The 20,113-nt window shown below is 70.3% G+C and carries 16 protein-coding genes; 7 read left to right on the top strand and 9 right to left on the bottom strand.

Annotation, left to right across the window (positions count from 1 at the left end; all coding sequences use genetic code 11):
* Positions 1 to 141 precede the first annotated feature (141 nt).
* The gene (locus tag ABZ459_RS42660) at positions 142 to 1,308 is read left to right on the top strand and encodes a ThiF family adenylyltransferase (RefSeq protein WP_357983619.1); all 1,167 of its coding nucleotides are present in this window, start codon (positions 142 to 144) and stop codon (positions 1,306 to 1,308) included.
* Positions 1,309 to 2,295, top strand: a complete 987-nt coding sequence (locus ABZ459_RS42655) for a S66 peptidase family protein (protein ID WP_357983615.1) — start codon at positions 1,309 to 1,311, stop codon at positions 2,293 to 2,295.
* Positions 2,296 to 2,322: 27 nt separating this feature from the next.
* On the opposite strand, the gene glpD is transcribed toward ABZ459_RS42655, so the two are convergent.
* Positions 2,323 to 4,005, bottom strand: coding sequence for a glycerol-3-phosphate dehydrogenase (glpD, locus tag ABZ459_RS42650; protein ID WP_357983612.1), 1,683 nt, complete (start codon positions 4,003 to 4,005; stop codon positions 2,323 to 2,325).
* Between the two features lie 110 nt (positions 4,006 to 4,115).
* Here glpD and ABZ459_RS42645 point away from each other — a divergent pair, with 110 nt between their 5' ends.
* Positions 4,116 to 4,922 (top strand): MIP/aquaporin family protein, encoded by an 807-nt coding sequence (locus ABZ459_RS42645; protein ID WP_357983609.1) that lies wholly within the window; start codon positions 4,116 to 4,118, stop codon positions 4,920 to 4,922.
* Between the two features lie 21 nt (positions 4,923 to 4,943).
* Entirely contained in the window at positions 4,944 to 6,455 is a 1,512-nt protein-coding gene (gene glpK / locus ABZ459_RS42640) for a glycerol kinase GlpK (protein ID WP_357983606.1), read from the top strand.
* Positions 6,456 to 6,556: 101 nt separating this feature from the next.
* Here the strand turns inward: glpK and ABZ459_RS42635 are convergent, their stop codons facing one another.
* Together ABZ459_RS42635 and ABZ459_RS42630 are read right to left on the bottom strand one after the other, a co-directional pair.
* Entirely contained in the window at positions 6,557 to 7,213 is a 657-nt protein-coding gene (locus ABZ459_RS42635) for a hypothetical protein (protein WP_357983603.1), read from the bottom strand.
* Between the two features lie 20 nt (positions 7,214 to 7,233).
* Positions 7,234 to 7,794, bottom strand: coding sequence for an RNA polymerase sigma factor (locus ABZ459_RS42630; RefSeq protein WP_357983600.1), 561 nt, complete (start codon positions 7,792 to 7,794; stop codon positions 7,234 to 7,236).
* Between the two features lie 130 nt (positions 7,795 to 7,924).
* Between ABZ459_RS42630 and ABZ459_RS42625 the strand changes: the two genes are divergently transcribed.
* A complete protein-coding gene (locus ABZ459_RS42625) occupies positions 7,925 to 8,500 on the top strand; it encodes a hypothetical protein (RefSeq protein ID WP_357983597.1) in 576 nt (191 codons plus the stop codon).
* Between the two features lie 13 nt (positions 8,501 to 8,513).
* Here the strand turns inward: ABZ459_RS42625 and ABZ459_RS42620 are convergent, their stop codons facing one another.
* Together ABZ459_RS42620 and ABZ459_RS42615 are read right to left on the bottom strand one after the other, a co-directional pair.
* Complete coding sequence (locus ABZ459_RS42620) at positions 8,514 to 9,182, bottom strand: DUF6198 family protein (protein WP_357983594.1); 669 nt, start codon at positions 9,180 to 9,182, stop codon at positions 8,514 to 8,516.
* Between the two features lie 75 nt (positions 9,183 to 9,257).
* Positions 9,258 to 11,018, bottom strand: coding sequence for an adenine deaminase C-terminal domain-containing protein (locus ABZ459_RS42615; protein ID WP_357983591.1), 1,761 nt, complete (start codon positions 11,016 to 11,018; stop codon positions 9,258 to 9,260).
* 229 nt (positions 11,019 to 11,247) lie between these two features.
* Here ABZ459_RS42615 and ABZ459_RS42610 point away from each other — a divergent pair, with 229 nt between their 5' ends.
* Entirely contained in the window at positions 11,248 to 12,159 is a 912-nt protein-coding gene (locus ABZ459_RS42610; RefSeq protein ID WP_357983588.1) for a LysR substrate-binding domain-containing protein, read from the top strand.
* 9 nt (positions 12,160 to 12,168) lie between these two features.
* On the opposite strand, the gene ABZ459_RS42605 is transcribed toward ABZ459_RS42610, so the two are convergent.
* From ABZ459_RS42605 to ABZ459_RS42595, 3 genes are read right to left on the bottom strand one after another with little or no spacing between them, the layout of a single operon-like run.
* Positions 12,169 to 17,895 (bottom strand): hypothetical protein, encoded by a 5,727-nt coding sequence (locus ABZ459_RS42605; RefSeq protein ID WP_357983585.1) that lies wholly within the window; start codon positions 17,893 to 17,895, stop codon positions 12,169 to 12,171.
* Positions 17,896 to 17,901: 6 nt separating this feature from the next.
* Positions 17,902 to 18,204, bottom strand: coding sequence for a hypothetical protein (locus tag ABZ459_RS42600; RefSeq protein ID WP_357983582.1), 303 nt, complete (start codon positions 18,202 to 18,204; stop codon positions 17,902 to 17,904).
* A complete protein-coding gene (locus ABZ459_RS42595; protein WP_357983579.1) occupies positions 18,201 to 18,584 on the bottom strand; it encodes a YbaB/EbfC family nucleoid-associated protein in 384 nt (127 codons plus the stop codon). The genes ABZ459_RS42600 and ABZ459_RS42595 overlap by 4 nt, the downstream gene beginning before the upstream one ends.
* Before the next feature lie 495 nt (positions 18,585 to 19,079).
* Here ABZ459_RS42595 and ABZ459_RS42590 point away from each other — a divergent pair, with 495 nt between their 5' ends.
* Complete coding sequence (locus tag ABZ459_RS42590) at positions 19,080 to 19,232, top strand: hypothetical protein (RefSeq protein WP_357983576.1); 153 nt, start codon at positions 19,080 to 19,082, stop codon at positions 19,230 to 19,232.
* 213 nt (positions 19,233 to 19,445) lie between these two features.
* Here the strand turns inward: ABZ459_RS42590 and ABZ459_RS42585 are convergent, their stop codons facing one another.
* Positions 19,446 to 20,021 (bottom strand): DUF6461 domain-containing protein, encoded by a 576-nt coding sequence (locus ABZ459_RS42585; RefSeq protein ID WP_357983573.1) that lies wholly within the window; start codon positions 20,019 to 20,021, stop codon positions 19,446 to 19,448.
* Positions 20,022 to 20,113: the final 92 nt, after the last annotated feature.

The following is a 20,113-nucleotide window of genomic DNA, read 5'->3' as shown; positions in this document are numbered from 1 at the left end:
GGTGAGCTGGATCGTTTTCTGATCCTGACGACAGGCCCGCAGAAAGCGGCAGTCAGCAACAAGAGCATCCGGGGGGAACGGCCGCCCCCCGGATGCCCGTTCGGCCATTTCCGACCCGACGGCGCAGAAGGACGAAGGAAGATGCCCGTTTCGCTCGACAGACTCATCCGTGTCAAACCCATCTACCCGGTGTACCGGCTGGACGGCACCCGGTTCCGGATCGGCGCCCAGGCAGGCGTCACCATCGACTTCACCGACCCGTACGGACAACTCTGGACCCTCGTCGAAGCGCTCGACGGCACCCGGACGCTCGGCGAGGTCGCCGCGGCGGTGGGCCGGGCGCACCCGGGCATCGGCGTCGAGGACGTGCTCAACGCGGTCCGCGACCTGGACGGCCGCGGCTTCCTGGAGGACGCCCGCCCCAGCCCGTACGACGGCGGCGACGCGCGCCGCTACCAGGGCAACGTCAACTACTTCAGCCACTACGCCGGCCTGTCCGCCGCCCGCGAGCAGCCGCAGGACCGGCTGCGCGGCGCCCACTGCGTGCTGCTCGGCCTGGGCGGCGGCGGCTCGTACATCCTGCCCATGCTGCTGGCGGCCGGGTTCGGCCGGATCACGGCCGTCGACTACGACCGGGTCGAGCTGAGCAACCTGAACCGGCAGTTCCTCTACCGGGAGAGCGATCTCGGCGCGTACAAGACCGCGGTGGCCGCGCGGACGGCCAAGGAGGTGAACCCGGGCGTCGAGTTCGCCGCCGTGCAGCGCAGGATCGAGTCGGCCGCGGACGTCGCCCGGCTCGTCCGGGGCGCCGACGTCGCGATCTGCGCGATCGATGAGCCGCCGTTCGTCGCGCAGCGCCGGGTGAACGCGGGCTGCGTGCAGGAGGGGGTGCCGTACGTGTGCGGCGGCTCGTTCGTCACCCGGGGCCGGCTGTTCTCGGTGCGTCCGCACGAGACGGGCTGCATGGACTGCCTGCACCTGTACTACTCGCGCGCCGACCCCAGCTATCTCGCCCAGCTCGCCGGGGCGCTGCGGGCCGAGCAGGGCCGGGTGACCCTCGCCTTCGCCCCGCACATCGCGCTGGTCGCGTCGCTGATCGCCGGCGAGGCGATCCGGCTGGTCACCGGCCACGCCGAGCCGATCGCCCTGGGCCGCCAGCTCGACGTGCACTTCGAGACCGGCGAGCTGGAGGTCATGTCCCAGTGGCCGCGCGACCCGGACGGCTGCCCGGTCTGCGGCGACGGCGCCGACGCGGCCTCGTTCGCGGTGTGGGCGGAGGCGGAGAGCGCCTCGCCTATGCTTCGCTAGATGGACGTCATCCATCCCCCCAAACTCAGAGCGGGCGACGTCGTCCGCGTAATCGCGCCGGCCTGCTCGCGCGCGATGGTCATGGAGCACGACCACACCGCGATCATCGACGCCCGCTTCGCCGAGCTCGGCCTGACGCTCACCTACGGCCGCCACGTCGACGAGCGGGACGCCTTCAACTCCAGCAGCGTCGCCTCCCGCGTCGCCGACCTGCACGACGCCTTCGCCGACCCGTCGGTGGCGGCGATCCTGACCGTCATCGGCGGCTACAACTGCAACGAGCTCCTGCCGCACCTCGACTGGGAGCTGATCCGGGCCAACCCCAAGATCCTGTGCGGCTACTCCGACATCACCGCCCTGCAGAACGCCGTCCTCGCCCGCGCCGGGCTGGTCACGTACTCCGGGCCCCACTGGTCGACGTTCGGGATGCGCGACCACTTCGAGCAGACCCTGGAGTGGTTCGCCTCCGTCCTGTTCGGCGACGCGCCGGTCGAGCTGGGGGCGTCGAAGTACTGGACCGACGACCTGTGGTTCCTCGACCAGGACGGGCGCGAGCCGATCCCCAACGAGGGCTGGTGGGCGCTGCGGCCCGGCGCCGCCGAGGGGCGCGTCGTCGGCGGCAACCTCTGCACCCTGAACCTGCTGCAGGGCACGCCGTACATGCCGTCACTCGACGGCGCGCTGCTGATCGTGGAGGACGACCTGGAGTCCCACCCGGCGACCTTCGCCCGCAACCTCACCTCGCTGCTCCAGCTCCCGGGCGCCGAGACCGTCCGCGGCCTGGTGATCGGGCGGTTCCAGCAGGCCAGCCGGATGACCCGGCCCCTTCTCGAGCAGATCGTCGAGACCCAGCCGGGGTTGCGGGACGTTCCCGTCCTGGCCAACGTCGACGTCGGCCACACCAACCCGCTGGCCACCTTCCCGGTCGGCGGCCGGGCCCGCCTGGCGGTCACCCCCGAACCGTCGCTGACCCTCCTCAGCCACTGACCCTCGCCGACCGGTGACCCGCCGTCGCTAGGACGCGGCGGCGGGCTCACGCCGCGGGGCCGTGGCCTCGGCCAGGGCCTCGCGCTCGGCCTCGACCAGGGTGCGGCAGCGCGCCGCCTCGGCCTCCACCCGGGCCTCGTCCCAGCCGAGCAGCCCCGCCATCAGCCGCGCCACCACGGGGGCCGCGTCGAGCGCGGCGGGGATCGCCTCGATGAGCATCCGGGTCCGGCGCGACAGGACGTCCTCGGCGTGCAGCGCGCCCTCGTGCGTGACGGCGTACACCACCTCGGCCCTGATCCACGGGCACCCCTCCACCAGCGGCTCGCCGAGCGAGCGGTCGTCGTCGACCAGGGCGAGCACCTCCATCGCGAGCGTGCCGTAACGCTGGACGAGGTGCTCCACGACGTCGGCGTCCACGTCGTGGTCCTCGGCCAGCCGCCGGACGGACGCGCGCACCGCCGGCAGCCCGTCCGCGCCGATCAGCGGCAGCCGGTCGGTCACCGACTCCGGCACGTCGAAGCCCTCCAGCGCCGCGTCGACCACGTCCTTGGCCATGACCCGGTACGTGGTGAACTTGCCCCCGGCGATCGTGGCCAGGCCCGGCGCCGGCACGTCCACGACGTGCTCGCGGGACAGCTTCGTGGTCGCCGAGTTCTCGTCGGCCGCCACCAGCGGGCGCAGGCCCACGTAGACGCCCACCACGTCGTCGCGGGTCAGCGGCCGGGCCAGCACGGCGTTGGCGTGGTCGAGGATGTAGTCGATGTCCTCGCCGGTGGCGGCCGGCTCCTCGCGGTCGCCGTCGTACTCGGTGTCGGTGGTGCCGACGATCCACCGCCGCCGCGTCCAGGGGATGATGAACAGCACGCTCTTCTCGGTCGGGATGATCATTCCGGTGGACGACGCGATGGCCTCGCCCGGCACCATCACGTGCACGCCCTTCGACATCCTGACCTTGAAACCGGCCGGCGCCGAGCCGGGCAGCCCGTTGATCGGGTCGGTCCACACGCCCGCGCACACCACCACGGCGTCGGCCCTGACGTCGAGGTCGCGGCCGGTCTCCTCGTCATGCACACGGGCGCCGACGACGCGCTCGCTGCCCTGGTCGCGCAGCATCTCGACGACCCGCGTCCGGGTGGCGATCACGGCGCCGTGCGCGGCGGCCGTCCTGGCCAGGGTGAGGGTGAAACGCGCGTCGTCCACCTGGGCGTCGAAGTAGATCATGCTGCCCGACACCGCGTCCGCGCGGAGGCCGGGCGCCATCCGGCGAGACTCCTTGACCGACAGGTACCGGTGCCGGGGCATCGGCCGGCGCATGCCCTCCAGCGTGTCGTACAGGGTGAGCCCGGCCCCCACGTACGGCCGCTCGATGAGCCCGTGCTGCAGCGGATACAGGAACGTGACCGGCTTGACCAGGTGCGGGGCCAGCCGCGAGACCAGCAGGTCGCGCTCCTTCAGCGCCTCGCGGACCAGCTTGAAGTCGAACTGCTCCAGGTAGCGCAGCCCGCCGTGGATGAGCTTGCTCGACCTGCTGGACGTGCCGGCGGCCAGGTCGCGGCTCTCCACCAGCGCGACCCGCAGCCCGCGGGAGGCGGCGTCCAGCGCGGCGCCCGCGCCGGTCACGCCGCCGCCGATCACCAGCACGTCGAAGGACTGCTCCGCCAGCCGGTCGATGGCTGCCTGACGGTTCCTGGCGTCCATCGCCCCGGTCATGTTCATCGATCCCCCGAACAACACTTTGTGCTCATACGCTCACGATCCGTATACGTTTCCCCGATCGGGGAATGGCACACAACGCCGACACCACGAAAGCGGGGACAGCGGTGGTCGAACGTGTCAAACGCCTGGAACTTGCCGGTGAGCTCATCGCCGAGTTCGCCGGCACGATGGTGCTCATCCTGTTCGGGGTGGGCGTCGTCGCCCAGGTGGTCGCGGCGGGCCTCGGCGACCACGACAGCATCGCCTGGGCGTGGGGGATCGGCGTCGCGCTCGGCGTCTACGTCGCGGGCCGCATCACCGGCGCCCATCTCAACCCGGCCGTCACGCTGGCGTTCGCGACCTTCCGCGGGTTCCCGTGGGCCAAGGTGCTGCCGTACTCGCTGGCGCAGACCGCGGGGGCGTTCGTCGGGGCGCTGCTGGTGCGCTGGAACTACACCGAGGTGCTGAACAAGGTGGACCCCGGGCACACGCTGAAGACCCAGACCGTCTTCTCCACCCTGCCCGGCAACGGCTCGCTCCCGGTCGGCGCCTGGGGCGGGTTCCGCGACCAGATCATCGGCACCGCCATCCTGATGTTCGTCCTGTACGCCCTGTCCGACTCGCACAACCTCGCGCCCAGCGCCAACCTCGGCCCGGTGGTCATCGGCCTGCTCATCGTCGGCATCGGCATGGCGTGGGGCGCCGACGCCGGCTACGCGATCAACCCGGCGCGCGACTTCGGGCCGCGCCTGGCCAGCTTCCTCACCGGCTACTCCGGCGCCTGGCGCGACCAGTACGGCGACCTGTACTTCTGGGTGCCCATCGTCGGCCCCCTGCTCGGCGGCCTGGCCGGCGCCGGGCTCTACCAGCTCATGATCGCCCGGTTCCTCCCCGAGCCCGAGCCCGACATCGAGGACGCGGGCCGCGTCTGACCCGAACGGAGGAGAACGACCATGCCCGATTTCGTGGGGGCCGTCGACCAGGGCACCACCAGCACCAGGTTCATGATCTTCAACCACGGCGGCCTGGAGGTGTGCAAGTTCCAGCTCGAACACGAGCAGATCCTCCCCAGGGCGGGCTGGGTGGAGCACAACCCCATCGAGATCTCGACCAGGACGTCCGCGGTGATCGAGACGGCGCTCCAGCGGACCGGGCTGCACGACACCGACCTGGCCGCCGTGGGCATCACCAACCAGCGCGAGACCACGGTCGTGTGGAACCCGCGCACCGGCCGCCCGTACTGCAACGCCATCGTGTGGCAGGACACCAGGAGCGCCAGGATCGCCGCGCAGCTCGAACGGGACGGCCGCGGCGAGGTCATCCGCAGGAAGACGGGCCTGCGGCCGGACGCCTACTTCTCCGGCGGCAAGATCCAGTGGATCCTGGAGAACGTCGAGGGCGTACGCCAGGCGGCCGAGCGGGGCGAGGCGGTCTTCGGCAACACCGACACCTGGACCCTGTGGAACCTCACCGGCGGCGCCCGCGGCGGCGTGCACGTCACCGACGTGACCAACGCCAGCCGCACCATGCTGATGGACCTGGAGACGCTGGAGTGGGACGACGAGCTGCTGTCCTTCTTCGGCATCCCGCGCGAGATGCTGCCGGAGATCCGCCCGTCCTCGGAGCCCGCCTCCTACGGCACGACCAGCAGGTACGGCCCGTTCGGCGGCGAGGTGCCGATCACCGGCATCCTCGGCGACCAGCAGGCGGCCACCGTCGGCCAGGTGTGCTTCTCGCCGGGCGAGGCCAAGAACACCTACGGCACCGGCAACTTCATGCTCCTCAACACCGGCACCGACCTCGTACGCTCCGAGCGCGGCCTGCTCACCACCGTCGCCTACAAGTTCGCCGGCCAGCCGGCCGTGTTCGCGCTGGAGGGCTCGATCGCGGTGACCGGGTCGGCCGTGCAGTGGCTGCGCGACCAGTTGCACATCATCCGTTCCTCCGCGCAGAGCGAGGACCTGGCCCGGCAGGTGACCGACAACGGCGGGATCTACTTCGTCCCGGCGTTCTCGGGGTTGTTCGCGCCGTACTGGCGGCCCGACGCGCGCGGCGCGATCGTCGGCCTGTCCCGGTACAACAGGGACGCCCACCTGGCGCGCGCCACGCTGGAGGCCATCTGCTACCAGAGCAGGGACGTCGTGGAAGCCATGCAGCAGGACTCCGGCGTGGTGCTGGACGTGCTCAAGGTCGACGGCGGCGTCACCGCGAACAACCTGTGCATGCAGCTCCAGTCCGACATCCTGGGCGTGCCGGTCAGCCGTCCGGTGGTGGCCGAGACGACGGCGCTGGGCGCCGCGTACGCCGCCGGGCTGGCCGTCGGCTACTGGAAGGACACCGACGAACTGCGCGCCAACTGGGCCGAGGACCGGCGCTGGAACCCGGAGTGGAGCGACGAGCAGCGCGAGACGGGCTACGAGGGCTGGAAACGCGCGGTGAGCCGCACCCTCGACTGGGAGTCCTGACCGCCGGCCGGACCCCGGACGGCCGCGCCCGGCACGGCCGCGACCAGGCGGCCCGGCCCGGCCCCCGATCCGGGCGCGGGCCGCCTTTTCGGGCGGGTCGCTCACATGCCGGGCGGCGGGTACGCCTCCGGGTGCTTCTTCGGGTCGGGCATCTGGTCCCAGGACGGGTCGTCGATCACCTTGCAGGGCTTGGCCGGCCCGTCGACCAGGAAGCCGCTGAACTGCCACAGCACCCTGGGCTTCTCGGGGCCGGAGGTCTGGTCGGCGTTCTCGGTGAACTCCAGGACGGCGGTCTGCCCCGCCTTGATGCGCTTGGGGTCGATCCGTAGCTGGCCGCCGCCCATCCGGAACGTCTTCGCGTTGGGGCTGTTCTCGATCGCGTCCCTGATCCTCTTGCGGACCGCCGGGTCCTTGCTCCGGAGCTCCTCCTTGGTGAAGGAGGGGCCGGGGTCGGCGGGCGCGCGGTCGGGGGCGCAGCGGGTGCCGGGCTTGAGGTAGGAGACGTCGGAGGGCACGCCGAGCGCCGCCAGGTCCTTCTCCACCTGGCCGGGGTCGCGGAACTCGTTGATCCGCAGCGTGATCGTGCCGTCGGTGTTCCTGGTGACCGCGTAGGCGGGGGCGTCAGAACCGTTGAGGAACGGCGTCACGACCGCCGCGGCGGCCGCGACGGCGGCCACCGCCGCGCCGGTGAGCAGGCGCCGCCTGGTGCGCCGGCGCCGGGCCCCGTTGCGGGCCTCGATCTCGGCTTTCAGTTCCATCAGTACGTGCTCCTTGAAGTTCATCGGATTCCTTCCATGACGAAGGGAGCCATCTCCGGCACGTCCATGAGCGCGTGGCGGGCACGATGCAACCTGGCCCGGGCGGCTCCCTGCCGGATGCCCAGGGCGGTGGCCGCCTCGCTGATCGTGAGCTGGTCGATGACGACCAGTTCGAGCATCGCGCGGTCACCGTCGGGCAGTCCGGCCATGGCCTGGAAGGCCCGCCTGGCCAGGTTCTCGGCGTCTATCCGCGCCACGAGCTCGGCCACGTCGTCGGTGTCGAGGTGCCTTCGCCCGCCGACGCGACCGGCCAGCATCGTCTCCTTGTACGCCCGCCGCCGCTCGGCCGAGAGCGTGTTGCGCGCGACGCCGTACAGCCAGGCGATCTCACTGCCGCGTCCGGGGCGGTAGGTGTGGGCGGAGTCGAGCACCGCCATGAACACCTCCGCCACCAGGTCGGCGGCCGTGTGGGGATCATCGACCCGGCGGGCGATGAACGAGGTGACCGCATCGACGTGGCGCCGGTAGAAGGCTTCGAAAGCGTCCGGATCTGTAGCGATATCCGGCTGTTTGCGACGCACCGGCCGTGCTCCCTTCGTCGATTACACCCCTTCTTGGTCAGTAGCCGAGAAAACGTTATGAGAGCTGACAGAACAGACGCCTCGCGCCGGCTCTGACATCGCCGGGCGCGGTCTTGCTACGTTGCCCGGCATGGGCCACGGAACGAGATCACTGAGCCGGACCGACGTCACCACGGCGCTGGTCATGACCCTCGACGCCGCGGGCGCCGCCGTCCCCTACCGCCTGTGCGGCACGAGCGCGGCGCTCCTGCAGGGTGTCCCCCTGCCGGCCGGGGACATCGACCTTCTGATGCCCGGCCGGGCGGAACTGCACGTCTTCGCCGCGGCCCTGTCGCCGTTCCCCTGCCTCCATGCCCCCACCTGGATCGAGGGGAGCGCCCAGTACTTCGCCAGGTTCGCGGTGAACGGGGTCGAGGTCGAGCTCAGCACCGTCGAGCGGCAGGCCGGGTCGGACGCCCTGGAATGCGTCGGCGAAGGGCCGTGGCGGCATCACGTCCTGGTGGCGTGCGGCCCGCACCAGGTGCCGGCGGTCCGGCTGGAGATCCGGCTGGCCACCGAGCTCCTGCGCGACCGCGCCGACCGGTACGGCCCGCTCGTCGCCCACCTGCGCTCCCACGGCTTCGACCCCGGCCTGCTGCGGCGCGCGATGGACGCCGCCGGCGTCCCGGCCGCCCGGCGGCGCCCGATCCTGGAGGATCTCCGGTGACCGAACGCCGGGCTCAGGACCGCGAGAACTTCTTGAACAGGAAGAAGTAGAGCTTGATGTACTGCCCGACGAGGATGCCGTTGATGACGGTCCCCTCGCGGATGAACTGCGGGCCGCCCAGGAAGATCAGCCCGATCGCCGCGGAGACCACCAGCAACGTGCAGTCGAAGCCGGTCTTGAGGTTGCCCCATTTGAAGCCGGTCCGCTTGAAGAGCGTGTTGACGAACATGTCGACCGGCATGAGCACCAGGTTGGCCCGGATCATCAGGAACAGGCCGAACGCCAACGTCGCGTCCGCGACCACCAGGAGGACGAACTTGGCGGCGTAGACGTCCAGGGCGATCCAGCTCGTCAGCATCAGGTTCAGATCGAGGAACGTGGCCAGGACCAGGGCCGGGATCAACGCCAGGAAGTTCCTGAGCTTGAAGTCCTTCGGCAGGACGAGATAGGTCAGCAGCAACATCAGCAGCTCAAGGGCGAAGTTGAAGGTCCCCTGGCTGATCGAGGGAAAGACCAGGGTCATCGTCCGGGTGAGGCTGCTCTGCGGCGAGATGCCGATCCCCGCCCTGATGGCCAGGCTGACCCCCAGGGTCAGCAGGTAGATGCCGGCGCCGTAGGTGATCCAACGCCGCACCAGACTTCCGGTGTCGACGACTCCGGCCTCTTTTTCATGCTGTAGCACAGTTGCCTCCTTGGCTGTTTGCTGTTCCGGCCGGAGCCTGCCGGACGACGCGGTGTCCGCTTCTCAGCGCACGACTCAGACCATGAACCCGAAGCGGTCGAGTGAGATGAAGAGGGTCAGGAGCTTGTTGACGACCGGCTCGCCCTCGTTGTGGTTGCCCAGCTTCTCCAGGGCGGCGTCGATCGACCGGGTCGCGTCCACCAGCTCGGCCAGGCTCATGTCCGCCATCACGCCGTAGATGTCGAGGGGCAGCGCGGCCTTCGCCTGCCCGTCCTCGGTCACGAGGCAGCCGCCGACGAAGGTGTCGAGCTGCCTGAGGTTGTCGCACATCTCGGCGCTGTCGCTGCCGACCACCACGAAGTACGCGAAGGGCGCGGGCCAGAACGTCGACACGGCGCCCCGGTCGATCGAGACCCCCTTGAACAGCCCGTTGACGACGTGCCGGGCGCCGTCCGCGTAACGCTGGACGACGGAGATGCGGTTCAGCCTGACACCGTCCACCTCGGGCACGACGGCGCCGTCCGCGAACGGCACCCAGACCTCCTGGGCGAACTTGAGGTGGCCGCGTCCGTAGACGTCGAAGAGCAGGACCTTCGCCCGGCTCCCGTCGTCGGAGATCTCGATCGGCGTGAGGTCGAGCTGTCCGGGAGCCAGGTCGGCGAGGCCGGGCCGGGGCTCCTGCACCATGACCGAATAGTCCAGATCGACTGGCTTGAGAAGCTTGCGGTCCCTGGCGACCAGCTCGCCGCCCTTGAACACGTACAGCGGGTTGATCTTCGACAGGCTGTCGGTCAGCACGATGTCGGCGAAGCGGCCCGGGGCGAGCGAGCCGAAGTCGTGGTCCATGCCGAAGGAGCGCGCGGAGTACAGCGTGCCCATCTTGATCGCCTGGATCGGGTTGAGGCCCATCTCGACGGCCAGGGAGATCACCCAGTCGATGTGTCCCTTGGTCAGCACGCGGTCGACCGAGATGTTGTCGGCGCACATCTGGAAGTTCTCGGCCGGCCAGCGGCGCTTGACGATGGCGCGCAGCATGGTCCTGATCACCTCGGGGCTGCCGACGCCGAACTTGATCTGGGTCTGGAAGCCGTACCGGATGCTCTTCTCGATGTCGTCCTCGTTCCAGACATCGTGGTTGTTGTGCGCACCGATCGCGGGCATGTAGTTCAGCAACATGTCGGGCAGCGCCGTCACGCCCCAGTGGCTGTTCACGAAGCCGCCGTTGGCCCGGCCCAGGGCGGACTTGCGGAAGTCGTCCTCGTTGCCCGTCATGTAGGACAGGTGGGCGAGCTCGCCCAGCCCGATCACCGGGTCCATCTTCAGCATGGCGTCGGTGACCTCGACCGACGTCTTCTTGCCCGGCGCGAAGGCGTAGATCCGGTAGGGCAGCTTCTCGTAGTCCTTGAACAACGCCGCGGCGGCCTCGACGGCCTCCTCACCGGCCGCGCTGGCGAAGTCCAGGGTCTCGGCGAAGATGGTGGTCGTGCCGCTCGGCACGATCGCCTCCCCGAACGCCGCCGGGTGGGCCAGCTGGGCGTCGAAATGCAGGTGCGCGTCGATCAGCCCCGGGATCGCGTAGAGGCCCTGGCCGTCGAACACCTCGCGGACCCGCACGATCGACTCGTCGGGGTTCAACGCGATGATCCGCTCGTTGTAGACGAGGATCGAACCCTGGAAGACGCTCTCGCTGTGCACGTCCAGCACGCTGAGGTTCCGCAGTAGCAGGTCCGCCTCCCTCTCCCCGCTCAGGATGTCGAAGACCGCCCGCACGTGGTCGTAGTGGACCGAGACCCGGTCCGTCCCACCGGCCTGGCTCGTCTTCTCCTGTTGGAGCATGATTTCCTCGCTTCGTTGCTCGGCTGTTGGATTTCCGCTCGCGGAACGAGACCCGAGGACGCGGCTCCGGGATGCCGGTGGCCGGTCGCGGAGTTTCGGCACAGGGCCGCCGTGGCCGTGTCGCTCGTACGCGCTGTGGCTATGAAATGGCACGGCACCGTTGCTGACAAGCAGCCGTTTTCGCACGGACTGTACTCTTTTTGCGCACGGTCCAGCCCAGGGAGGCCCCATGCTCCACTCACGCGTGCTGCACTACATCGACGAGGTGGCGCGGTACGGCTCCATCCGGGCCGCCGGCGCGCGGCTGCACGTCGCCCCGTCGGCCATCAACCGGCAGATCCTGCTCCTCGAGGAAGAGCTAGGCGAGCCCCTGTTCGAACGCCTGCCGCGCGGCATGCGGCCCACACCGGCGGGGGAGGTCCTCCTCGCCCACGTGCGCCGGACCCTCCAGGAGTACCGCGAGGCCGTGACCGAGATACGCGACCTGCAGTCACTGCCGAGCGGCGAGGTGGTGATCGCCACGATGACCGGCCTGGCCAGCAGCATCGTCTCCACCGCCACCGTGAACTTCCACGCCCGCCACCCCGAGGTGCGCATCTCCATCCGCGCCCTGTCCACCCACGAGATCCTCCGCGCGGTGGCCGACAGCGAGGCCGACCTGGGCCTCGGATTCAACGTCCCGTCTTCGGCGCAGCTCGAACTGTGCTGGCAGATGGACACCCGGCTCGGCGCGGTCATCGCCCCCGCCCACCCGCTGGCCCGCCTGGATTCCATCCCCCTGGCCCAGTGCGCGGCCTACCCCCTCATCTTCGCCGACCGCTCGATGGTGATCCACGGCATCATCGCCGACACCTTCGCCGAGGCCGGCCTGAAGGTCGAGCCCGCCTTCCACACCAATTCGATCGAGACGATGAAACGCCTGGCCGCCGCGGGCGAGGCCATCGCCTTTCTCAGCAGGTTCGACATGGCCGAGGACCACCACAACGGAACTCTCGCCTTCCGGCCGGTGCGCGACCGCGCCTTCAGCAACAACATCCTCTCGCTCGTCCGCCGCGAGAAGCACGGCCCCGGCCCCGCCGCCCTGCTGTTCGCCGAAGAGATCATCCAAACCCTGGAATCCGTCGCCCACCCACCCCTCTGACGAACGGGGTCAGCGTACGATCGCGCCGGGGTGCGCGGCCTCGAAGGCGGCGAGCCCGTCGGCGGTGAGCCGGAGATGAAGGCCGCCGGCGACGTCCACCGTCAGGGGCTTGTCCTTGCCGTAGAACACCAGGGAGACGTCCAGCTCAAGGTAGGTGTTGTCGTGCTGCTCCTCCATGAAGTTGCGTTCGACGATGTTGGCGTTCCGCGACGCGGCCTCGTCCGCCGTCTTCACGTTGCCGCCGACGCCGCCGAAGCCGAGGCTCCCGTCCTGCGACCCGGCGGACCCGCCCACTCGGGCCGCCACGCCCCGGCCCTGCTCCTGGCCGTGCCCGACCGTGCTCATGGTCTGGGCGTAGACACGCTGCTTGACCAGTGCGGTGGTGATCTCGCGGGCTCCGGTGACGTCGATGCCCACCCGGCCGATCCCCGGGATCTCGTAGTCGTGCGCGAACAACTGCTCCAGGTGGGCGCGCATGGTCCGTTCCTTGGTGGCCTCGGCGAGTGACATGCCGGCCGGGCGGGAGAGCTCGAACCCGTCGGGCCGGTCGGCCAGGGACGGGACCTCGCCCCGCAGCCTCGGCGGCACCGTGCTCATCGGCGCCCATTGCTCGACCAGCGTGGCGGCCGGGAACGCGACCTGGCTGACGTCCCCCTTGGGCACGCCTTCGCCCAGGGTGGCGGACATGGGGTTGGGCCCCGTCGCGTCCGCCCAGCGCGGATCCGCGGCGACGACCGGCGTACGCCCCGCGACCGGCGTGCCCTGCGGCACCTCCATGGTGAGGTGCCCCGGCACCAGGAGGTCGACCCCGCCGTCCGCGACCGCCCTGGACGTCGAGGTGACCCCGGCGTGCCGGTCGAACAGCCTTCCCGCGCCGTCGTGCCCGGTCACCTCGCCCACCTTGAGCAGCACGTTGCGGGCCACGTTCTGCACGGGCTCCAGGAGCGGGCGGACCGGGACGTGTTCGAGCGTGATCTCGTACCTGACCGGGTGCCTGAACTCCTGCGGGGCCTCGCGCGTCTGGTAGCGGTTGATCTCCTTCGCGATCGTCCCCTGCCCGTCCACGGTGTGGGAGTCGCGGTAGTTCGCGAACCCCGCCTCGCCTCCCCTGAGCTCGCCGTCCGAGGACTCCATGTAACGCGCGAGCGCCTCCGCGCCGCGGTCCGTCCCCGCCTCGCGCACGCTCAGGTCGCCGCTCAGGCGCTCGTTGCGCAGCATGAGGCTGGTGTCAGGACGCTCGCCGACGTGCACGCCTTCGTCGACCTCGGCCGTGACCCGGATGCCCACGCGTTCGGTGACCCGGTCGTGCTCGTCCGTGATGAACAACCAGGAGGACACGCCGTTCCCGCGAAGCTCGCCCAGTTTGGTGCTGAGCGCGCTCTGGCTGTAGTTGCCGCGCAGGTGTTCGGCCACCGGGTGGTTCGTGAGCTCCTGGCCGGGGGGGAGGAGGCCGTCGCGGCGCAGCAGTTCCACGAGCGCCGGCAGCACCGCCTCCGCGTCGAGGTGCTGGACGTGGGCGGTGTTCAACGCCGCCTCGGGCGCCGCGTAGGCCCGCGTCGTGTCCCCGGACGGCTTCGCCGGCTCCATGGCCTCCGGGCCGTCGAGCCCGTGCCGGCGGGCCACCTCGTCGGGAAGCACGAGGTCCACGATGTCCTCCACCCGGACGTACGTGGTCGGGCCCTGCTCGACCGTGCCGCCGCTGGTCCTGCTGGGGGTGACCTCCAGGACCAGGTCCCCGCGGTACCAGTGGGAGGTGCTGCCGTCGGAGTAGGTGACCCGGGAGACGTCGCTGCTGCCCAGGTAGGAGCTCTCCACGGCGCTGCGCTTGGCGGCGCCGTGCACACCCGCTCGCGCCACGACCTTGCGCTCGGTTCCGCCGGCTTCCCCGGCTCCGTACGCGGCACCGGCGGCCTCGCCGTCGCTGAGGGTGACGCGCAGGCCGGTCCTGGCGTGGCCGCCGACCGTACGCCTGCCGCGTTCGCCGTCCAGCGCCCTGGAGTTGCTGCTGGAGTAGCTCTCGTGCTCCACCCCGGTCTCCGACTTGACGTGCCGCACCCCGGCGACGTGGGCCTTCACGTGCACGTCGTGCCGCGATCCCGCACGGTCCGACACGGTGTAGTGGAGACCGTCGGGATGAGAGGTGATCATGGTCTCCAGGTTGATCACGTCGGTGGCGGTCTCGAACACCGGCGGCACGTCCAGCCGCTCCGCGGGCGCCGGCAGTCCCGCCCATCGGTGGTGGGCCTCGGCCAGCGTCGCGGGAAGGTCGGGCATGGCCCCCATCCGGACGATGGCCGACAACTCGTCGGCGCCGGGCCGCCACAGGTCGGCGGGCCGCTCGGCGGACGACTCGACCCGCCCCAGATGCGCGACGTCCTGCGCGAGCACCGGCCGCTGCGGCAGGTGGACGTCCGGCACCAGGATCTCCGCCCGGCTGCCGTGCACCTCCCACGAGGTGTTCAGCGTCTCCGTGCCGTCCCGCGAGATCCTCATCCTGACGTCGAAGGACAGGTCCCGCGTGATGGTGAAGCCACCGCTGGTCTCCGTGCGGTCGTACCTCGTGTGACCCGAGGAGAAGCCGGTGCTCTCCGACTTCGTGCCGCTCCCGGTGAGTGACAGGTTCAGCGGGTCGATCTTGAGCCGTTCGTTCACGTCGAGGCGCGCGACCCCGCGCACCTCCGCACGGCCCGTGCGGGAGCTCTCCCGCTGGCTGGTGTCGGTGCGCGAGGTGATCCGGCGTTCGTTGACCGTCAGGTCGGACGCGCCGACCTCGTGCCGCCGGCCCAGCGTGCCCTCGGCCAGGACCTCGACGGTGTAGCCGCCGATCGTCCTGTCGTACCTGATGCCGTGGATGGCGTGCGTCAGGTCGGCTTCCAGCGCCGCGACGCCGAAGCGGCTCTCGACGTCCCGCATGATCTGCCGTCCGATCTCCGGCGGGAGGTCGGGCAGCGCCCGCTCGACGGCCTGGTGGATGTCCGCGCTGAGCAGCGTCTCCCCATGGACCCGGACGCCGCTGCCGAGCCCCGTGCCCCGACCGGCCGCGAGCGTCTCCGGCTCCAGGACGTGCGGGTCGTAGCCGCGGTTCGGGTGCTCGCCCCTGGCCGGGTACTCGCCGACCGGTTCGCTCCGTGCGAACTCCGCCCGCACCTCGTCCATCTCCCGGTGGAGATCGGCGAGCTTGCGCTGGATGTCGTTGAACTCGCCCAGCGGGCGCAGATCGTGCCCGAAGACGTCCTGCTCCATCCGGGACGCGTCGCGGGTCGGGACGATCAGCTCGGCGTTCACCTCCACCTCGAAGGCGCCGAGCCTCTCGGTCTCGACCTGCAGCCGCATCCGGGCGTCGTACATGGTGACGTCACCGAGCCTGGTCAGGACGGTGTGGTTGCCGTGCGCCCTGTTGGTGGAGGTCACGTGGTCCGTCCCGTAACCGACCCCGCCGACGGCCCGCGCGACGACCTCCGCGCGGTCACCCAGCGGCAACCCGATCTTGCCGCCCGCGTGCACGCCGACGCTCGCGCCCTGCCGGTGCGACGTGCCCTCGCTCTCGCGCCGCCCCAGGTCGTCCCGGAACATCGTCTCGACCGGCGATCGCCCGCTTCCGTCGATCGGCTCGACCCGCGTGATCTCGCTGGTGATCCGGACGGAGTCCTCCTCCGACCGCAGCAGCGAGGTCTTGTACCGGATCGCCTCGGACGAGACCCCGCTCGACGACATCGACTGGCTGCGGTTCTTCAGCCCCTGCTCGCTGAGCAGGCTGGAGGTGAGATGATCGGTGATCCTGACCACCTCGCCCGCCGGCAGCCCCGCCGCCAGCCCCCTGCGCTGCACCTCCAGCACGAGAGGCGTGACGTCCAGCCCGGTGATGGCGATCCCGTGGTCACGGAACTTGTGCCCCGCTCCTTCCGGCACCTCGTGCCGGGGGAGCGGCGACGGGTGGTCGGTGCTCAGCAGCGGCCCTTCCCGGGTGAACTGCTTGGGGAAGGGGATGGTCAGCGAGAGGTCGGGCACCGCCGCCGTTTCCGTGACCTTCTCGCCGTTGCGGTAGATGTCGAGGGCGATGTCCGTGGCGAAGTAGTCATGGGCGGGGGAGATGGCCTTGTGCCCGCTGATGACCTCGACGCCGTTCGTGTGGGTCGTCCGTGCCGTGCTGCTGACGCCCGAACGGGGCAGGGCGTTCGCCTCGCCCTCGTCCGACGACTGGTAGAGGCCCTTCATCAGCCCCGCGGTCCGGTCCAGCGAGGAGCCCCGCGAGGACTTGCCCTCCACACCGTCCCCGCCGAAGGCGACCGGCTTCTCCGGGGCCAGGCTCGGCTGCTCCAGGTGCGTGAACTCGCTCGGCCGGAGCTTGAGGTAGATCACCTTGTCGCCGACGCCGAGCGCCACGCCCCTTTGGAGATGGTTGGTCCAGACGTCGCGGTCGCTGCTGGCCAGCGCCTCCGACAGCCAGAGGCGGATCACGGCTCGTTCCCGCGGGACGATCCCCGTGATCCCGGCGGTCATGGCGTGCGCCGTCGCCCTCGGGTCCACCGGCACCCTGACGTCGTGCACGGCCGTTTCGCCCAGGGCTCCCATCTCGACGACGCGAGGCGGATGGATCTCCGGCTTCGGCAGCCCCGGATCGGCGGACGCCAGCTGGGACGTCAGACCTTGGAGCACCTCGGACGGCAGGTCGGGGCTGTGCCAGGCGGGCGACTCGACGGTCCGCTGGTTGTGGTTCACCGCCGCAAGGACCGAGCCGGCGCCGTCCTTGGGCCCGTGCCCCGGCCCTCCGTCCGGACCGGCCGGCGGACGTCCGGACGAAGAGGACGAGTGAGGCGCGGACGGGCCGTCGGCGCCGTGCGGCAGGGGCGAGGCCAGGTGTTGCCCGTCCGCACCCAGCGCGCTGGACGTGATGCCCTTGGCCAGCAGGTCCCAGCTGAAGTTGCCGTGGGCCAGCAAGGAGCCGGCCGTCGTGATGCCGCCGGTCAGGGCGAACTGCCCGGCCTGGCCGTACAACGAGGAGTGGGCCGCCGCCAGCAGCTTCTCCGCCGTGGACATCTCGGCCCTGGTCAGCCCGGCCCGCAGCGTGGGGGTGGCCAGGCGGCTCAGCCCGCCGGAGACCAGCCCCATGAGCCCGCCCATGGCGCCGCCGCTCACCGCCGAGATCACGAGCTGCCAGCCATCGACGTCGTCCCTGCGGCCCTGGACCATCTGGGTGCCCTGGATGCCCAGGTCCATGCCGGCCACGATCCCGGCGAACAGCAGCATGTTGCGCCGGCACTGCCGGGCGATCTGCCCGACCGCCAGCCGGGCGAGCTGTAGCCGCGGTGGCACGAGCGCCAGACTCGCCCCGCCGGTGGCCAGGGCCGCGGCCAGCAGATATCCCAGTTGCACGATCAGCAGCCAGACGGTGACCTCGATCATGTACTTGGCGTACTGGATCTGCACGCCCACGCCGTTGAGCGCCACCGCGGCGTCCACGAGCCGCTTGACCGCGAGGGCGATCTGACCGCCCGCCACCTTGTCGACGTGGGCGGCGAAGGCGAGATGGGCCTCCCCGTCCCAGTCCTTGCCGATCCTGCGCGCGCTGCCCGGCAGGTCGGCGCCGGTGCCCTCGACGAGCCGGTGCGCGGCGATCACGCAGGCGTCGGCCAACCGGAAGCAGCCGGTCTCGTCCCCCTCCGGCCAGTCCATGCCGACCACCCAGCCGACGTACGGCTTGGCGAACTCGGGCACCATGAACCCGTCGAACCCCATGGACGATCAGTTCCGCGTGACGGGGGGAGTGGGCTCCGCCGCCTTGTAGTTACGGGCGGTCGCGTTCAGTCCCAGGGCGACGTCCTCGAGCTCGTCGATGAACTTCGCCAGGACGTCGAAGATGCCACGTTCCATCTCGGGCAGCTTCTTGGCCAGCTCCGCGCCGTACTCGTCGTCGCCGAGCGTGTTCCTGTCCCGGTTGAAGGCCGCGCGGAGGTCGTCGCGCACCTGCTCCACGTTCCCCGCGAACAGCTCGTACGCCCTGGCCTCCCGGTACAACGCCTCCCGCTGCACGTAGTAGCCGCTCACGGGGCCGGCTCCACGGGGCCCGGGAAGAACGCGTCGAGCGTGGCCCGCTCCCCGAAGAGGTCCTCGTACGGCAGGCCGTCCGGCATGAGGGGATCCAGCAGCTGCCTGCTCTGCTCGGAGACCGCGGCGGTGGCCGCGTTGGCCTGCTGCATGATGGCGTCGGCCAGTTGGGTGGGGGACAGGTTGCGATAGGCCCGGGGGTTCAGCTCGACGCCGCGCAACTGACCGTGGCGGCCGACGGTCACGCTCACCATTCCGTCCGCCGACCGTGCCGTGTGCTCCAGGGCGGAGAGCTCTCCGAATGCTTCGCGTACGCGGGCGACCTGCTGGTTGATCTCGCCCGCGAGCGCGCTGACCTCCGCCTCGAACGCGTCCGTCACAGAAGTACCTTTCACCCGCCTATTACCGCAAGGCATCATACGACACCCTTTTTTACAGGAATCAGGGTGTCCGTATCGTTTACCTTCTGTTAACAAAAGTGTCACGAGTTGTCTGAGTGGCGTCGGTCGTGTCGTGCAAAGGCGGCCATTCATGCCTGGAGCTCGCCTGCTTTACCGCCGCCCGGACAATGGCCTGAGGCCTGAGGCCTGAGGCCTCAGGCCTGAGGCCTGAGGCCGGTGCCGGGCCTGGGGCTGGGCCGGGGCTTGGGCCTGGGCTTGGGCTTGGGCTTGCGGTGCAGCGGCCGCCCTCCTCCCTCCGGCCGGAGGCGGGTCCTCCCGGCGGCCGTGGAGGATCACTCTCCGGGAGGAGTGCCGATCGCTCGCTCCGTCCGACAATCGGCAGTATGGCGCCGGAGATCATCGGGGCATCCGGTGGCCGCCGCAGATGCAGGACCCGCACCTCGCGTACGCCGCGACCTCACCGCAGGAGTCCATGTGACCCGTCTCCGTCCCGCACTCACCGCCGCGCTGCTGGCCGCGGCCTTCATGGGGGCAATGTCCCTGCCGGCCCAGGCGACCGAAGGCCAGTCGTGCACCACCGGCCCGAACGGTCCGGCGTGCCACTCGCCCGGCTGGGGAACCAAGTGACAGGAAGGGCCGTCATGCGTCACGCACGCCGTCTCGCCGTCGCCTCGCTGGTGGCCACCGACCACCCGACAGACTGACCCGAACCACCCCGGCTGCTTCTACGGACGAGACAACGCCCGCAGAAGCAGCCTTTCGGCGGGCCCCGGCGACAGACGCATATCGCGTAACAATGGTCCGCCATTTCGAGACGGCGACATATTCCGCCTCGGCCGTTTAAACGTAGGGATAAAGGTGCTCTGTCGAGCCGATCAGTGCAGTGCGCGTATATGCCGCAGATGAGAAACGCACGCCGGTGGCTCGGTCCGCAAGGGCCAGTGCTGCGGCGGTGGGGTTGTCGACGAATCCCGCTTCGTCCCCGCCGACGTGCAGCCCGAGGTCCGTGACGTCAGCCTCCAGGCGGTCGGGCTCGGTGCCCTCTCGATGGCAATAGCTGTACAGGCTGAAGGTCGTGACCAAGTCGCCGTTCTCGTGGAATTTGAAGTCGGCCCCCTTGATCGTCACGCGGACCGCGGCGGCCGCCGACCCCTCGGAGAGGAGCCTGGCACTGTCGTAGACGATGGCGCCCCATCCGTACTCGATCAGGACTGTTCCACCTCTGGCACGGTATGCCGCGACGCCGAACCCCTCCCCTTCCAGAGGGCTGCCCGCGACTACGTTGATCCGCCGCAGAGCCTCGTCAGGAGGCACGTCCTGCACGAAGCAGGCACAGAGCCAGGTATCACCCACACCGTCTGTGAACTCCTGGTAGAGCCACTCATAAGCGGCTGCAGCCGCCTTACCGGTGACCATCGCGTACCTCCCAAAAGACAGACAGTCGAGGCGAATTCCACGTCACAAATAGCCCACGGCAGACGCACCCACCGGCCGACTGAACGACCGCC

The organism is Nonomuraea sp. NPDC005692 (assembly GCF_040631115.1).
Classification (GTDB): Bacteria; Actinomycetota; Actinomycetes; order Streptosporangiales; family Streptosporangiaceae; genus Nonomuraea.
This window is presented reverse-complemented; position numbering and strand designations above follow the sequence as displayed.

What these genes read in the sequence shown, in the direction of transcription:
- ABZ459_RS42660 (WP_357983619.1), top strand. Translation starts at nt 142, where the DNA reads ATGCCCGTTTCGCTCGACAGACTCATCCGTGTCAAACCCATCTACCCG.
- ABZ459_RS42655 (WP_357983615.1), top strand. Translation starts at nt 1,309, where the DNA reads ATGGACGTCATCCATCCCCCCAAACTCAGAGCGGGCGACGTCGTCCGC.
- glpD (WP_357983612.1), bottom strand. Translation starts at nt 4,005, where the DNA reads ATGACCGGGGCGATGGACGCCAGGAACCGTCAGGCAGCCATCGACCGG.
- glpK (WP_357983606.1), top strand. Translation starts at nt 4,944, where the DNA reads ATGCCCGATTTCGTGGGGGCCGTCGACCAGGGCACCACCAGCACCAGG.
- ABZ459_RS42635 (WP_357983603.1), bottom strand. Translation starts at nt 7,213, where the DNA reads ATGGAACTGAAAGCCGAGATCGAGGCCCGCAACGGGGCCCGGCGCCGG.
- ABZ459_RS42625 (WP_357983597.1), top strand. Translation starts at nt 7,925, where the DNA reads ATGGGCCACGGAACGAGATCACTGAGCCGGACCGACGTCACCACGGCG.
- ABZ459_RS42615 (WP_357983591.1), bottom strand. Translation starts at nt 11,018, where the DNA reads ATGCTCCAACAGGAGAAGACGAGCCAGGCCGGTGGGACGGACCGGGTC.
- ABZ459_RS42610 (WP_357983588.1), top strand. Translation starts at nt 11,248, where the DNA reads ATGCTCCACTCACGCGTGCTGCACTACATCGACGAGGTGGCGCGGTAC.
- ABZ459_RS42605 (WP_357983585.1), bottom strand. Translation starts at nt 17,895, where the DNA reads ATGGGGTTCGACGGGTTCATGGTGCCCGAGTTCGCCAAGCCGTACGTC.
- ABZ459_RS42585 (WP_357983573.1), bottom strand. Translation starts at nt 20,021, where the DNA reads ATGGTCACCGGTAAGGCGGCTGCAGCCGCTTATGAGTGGCTCTACCAG.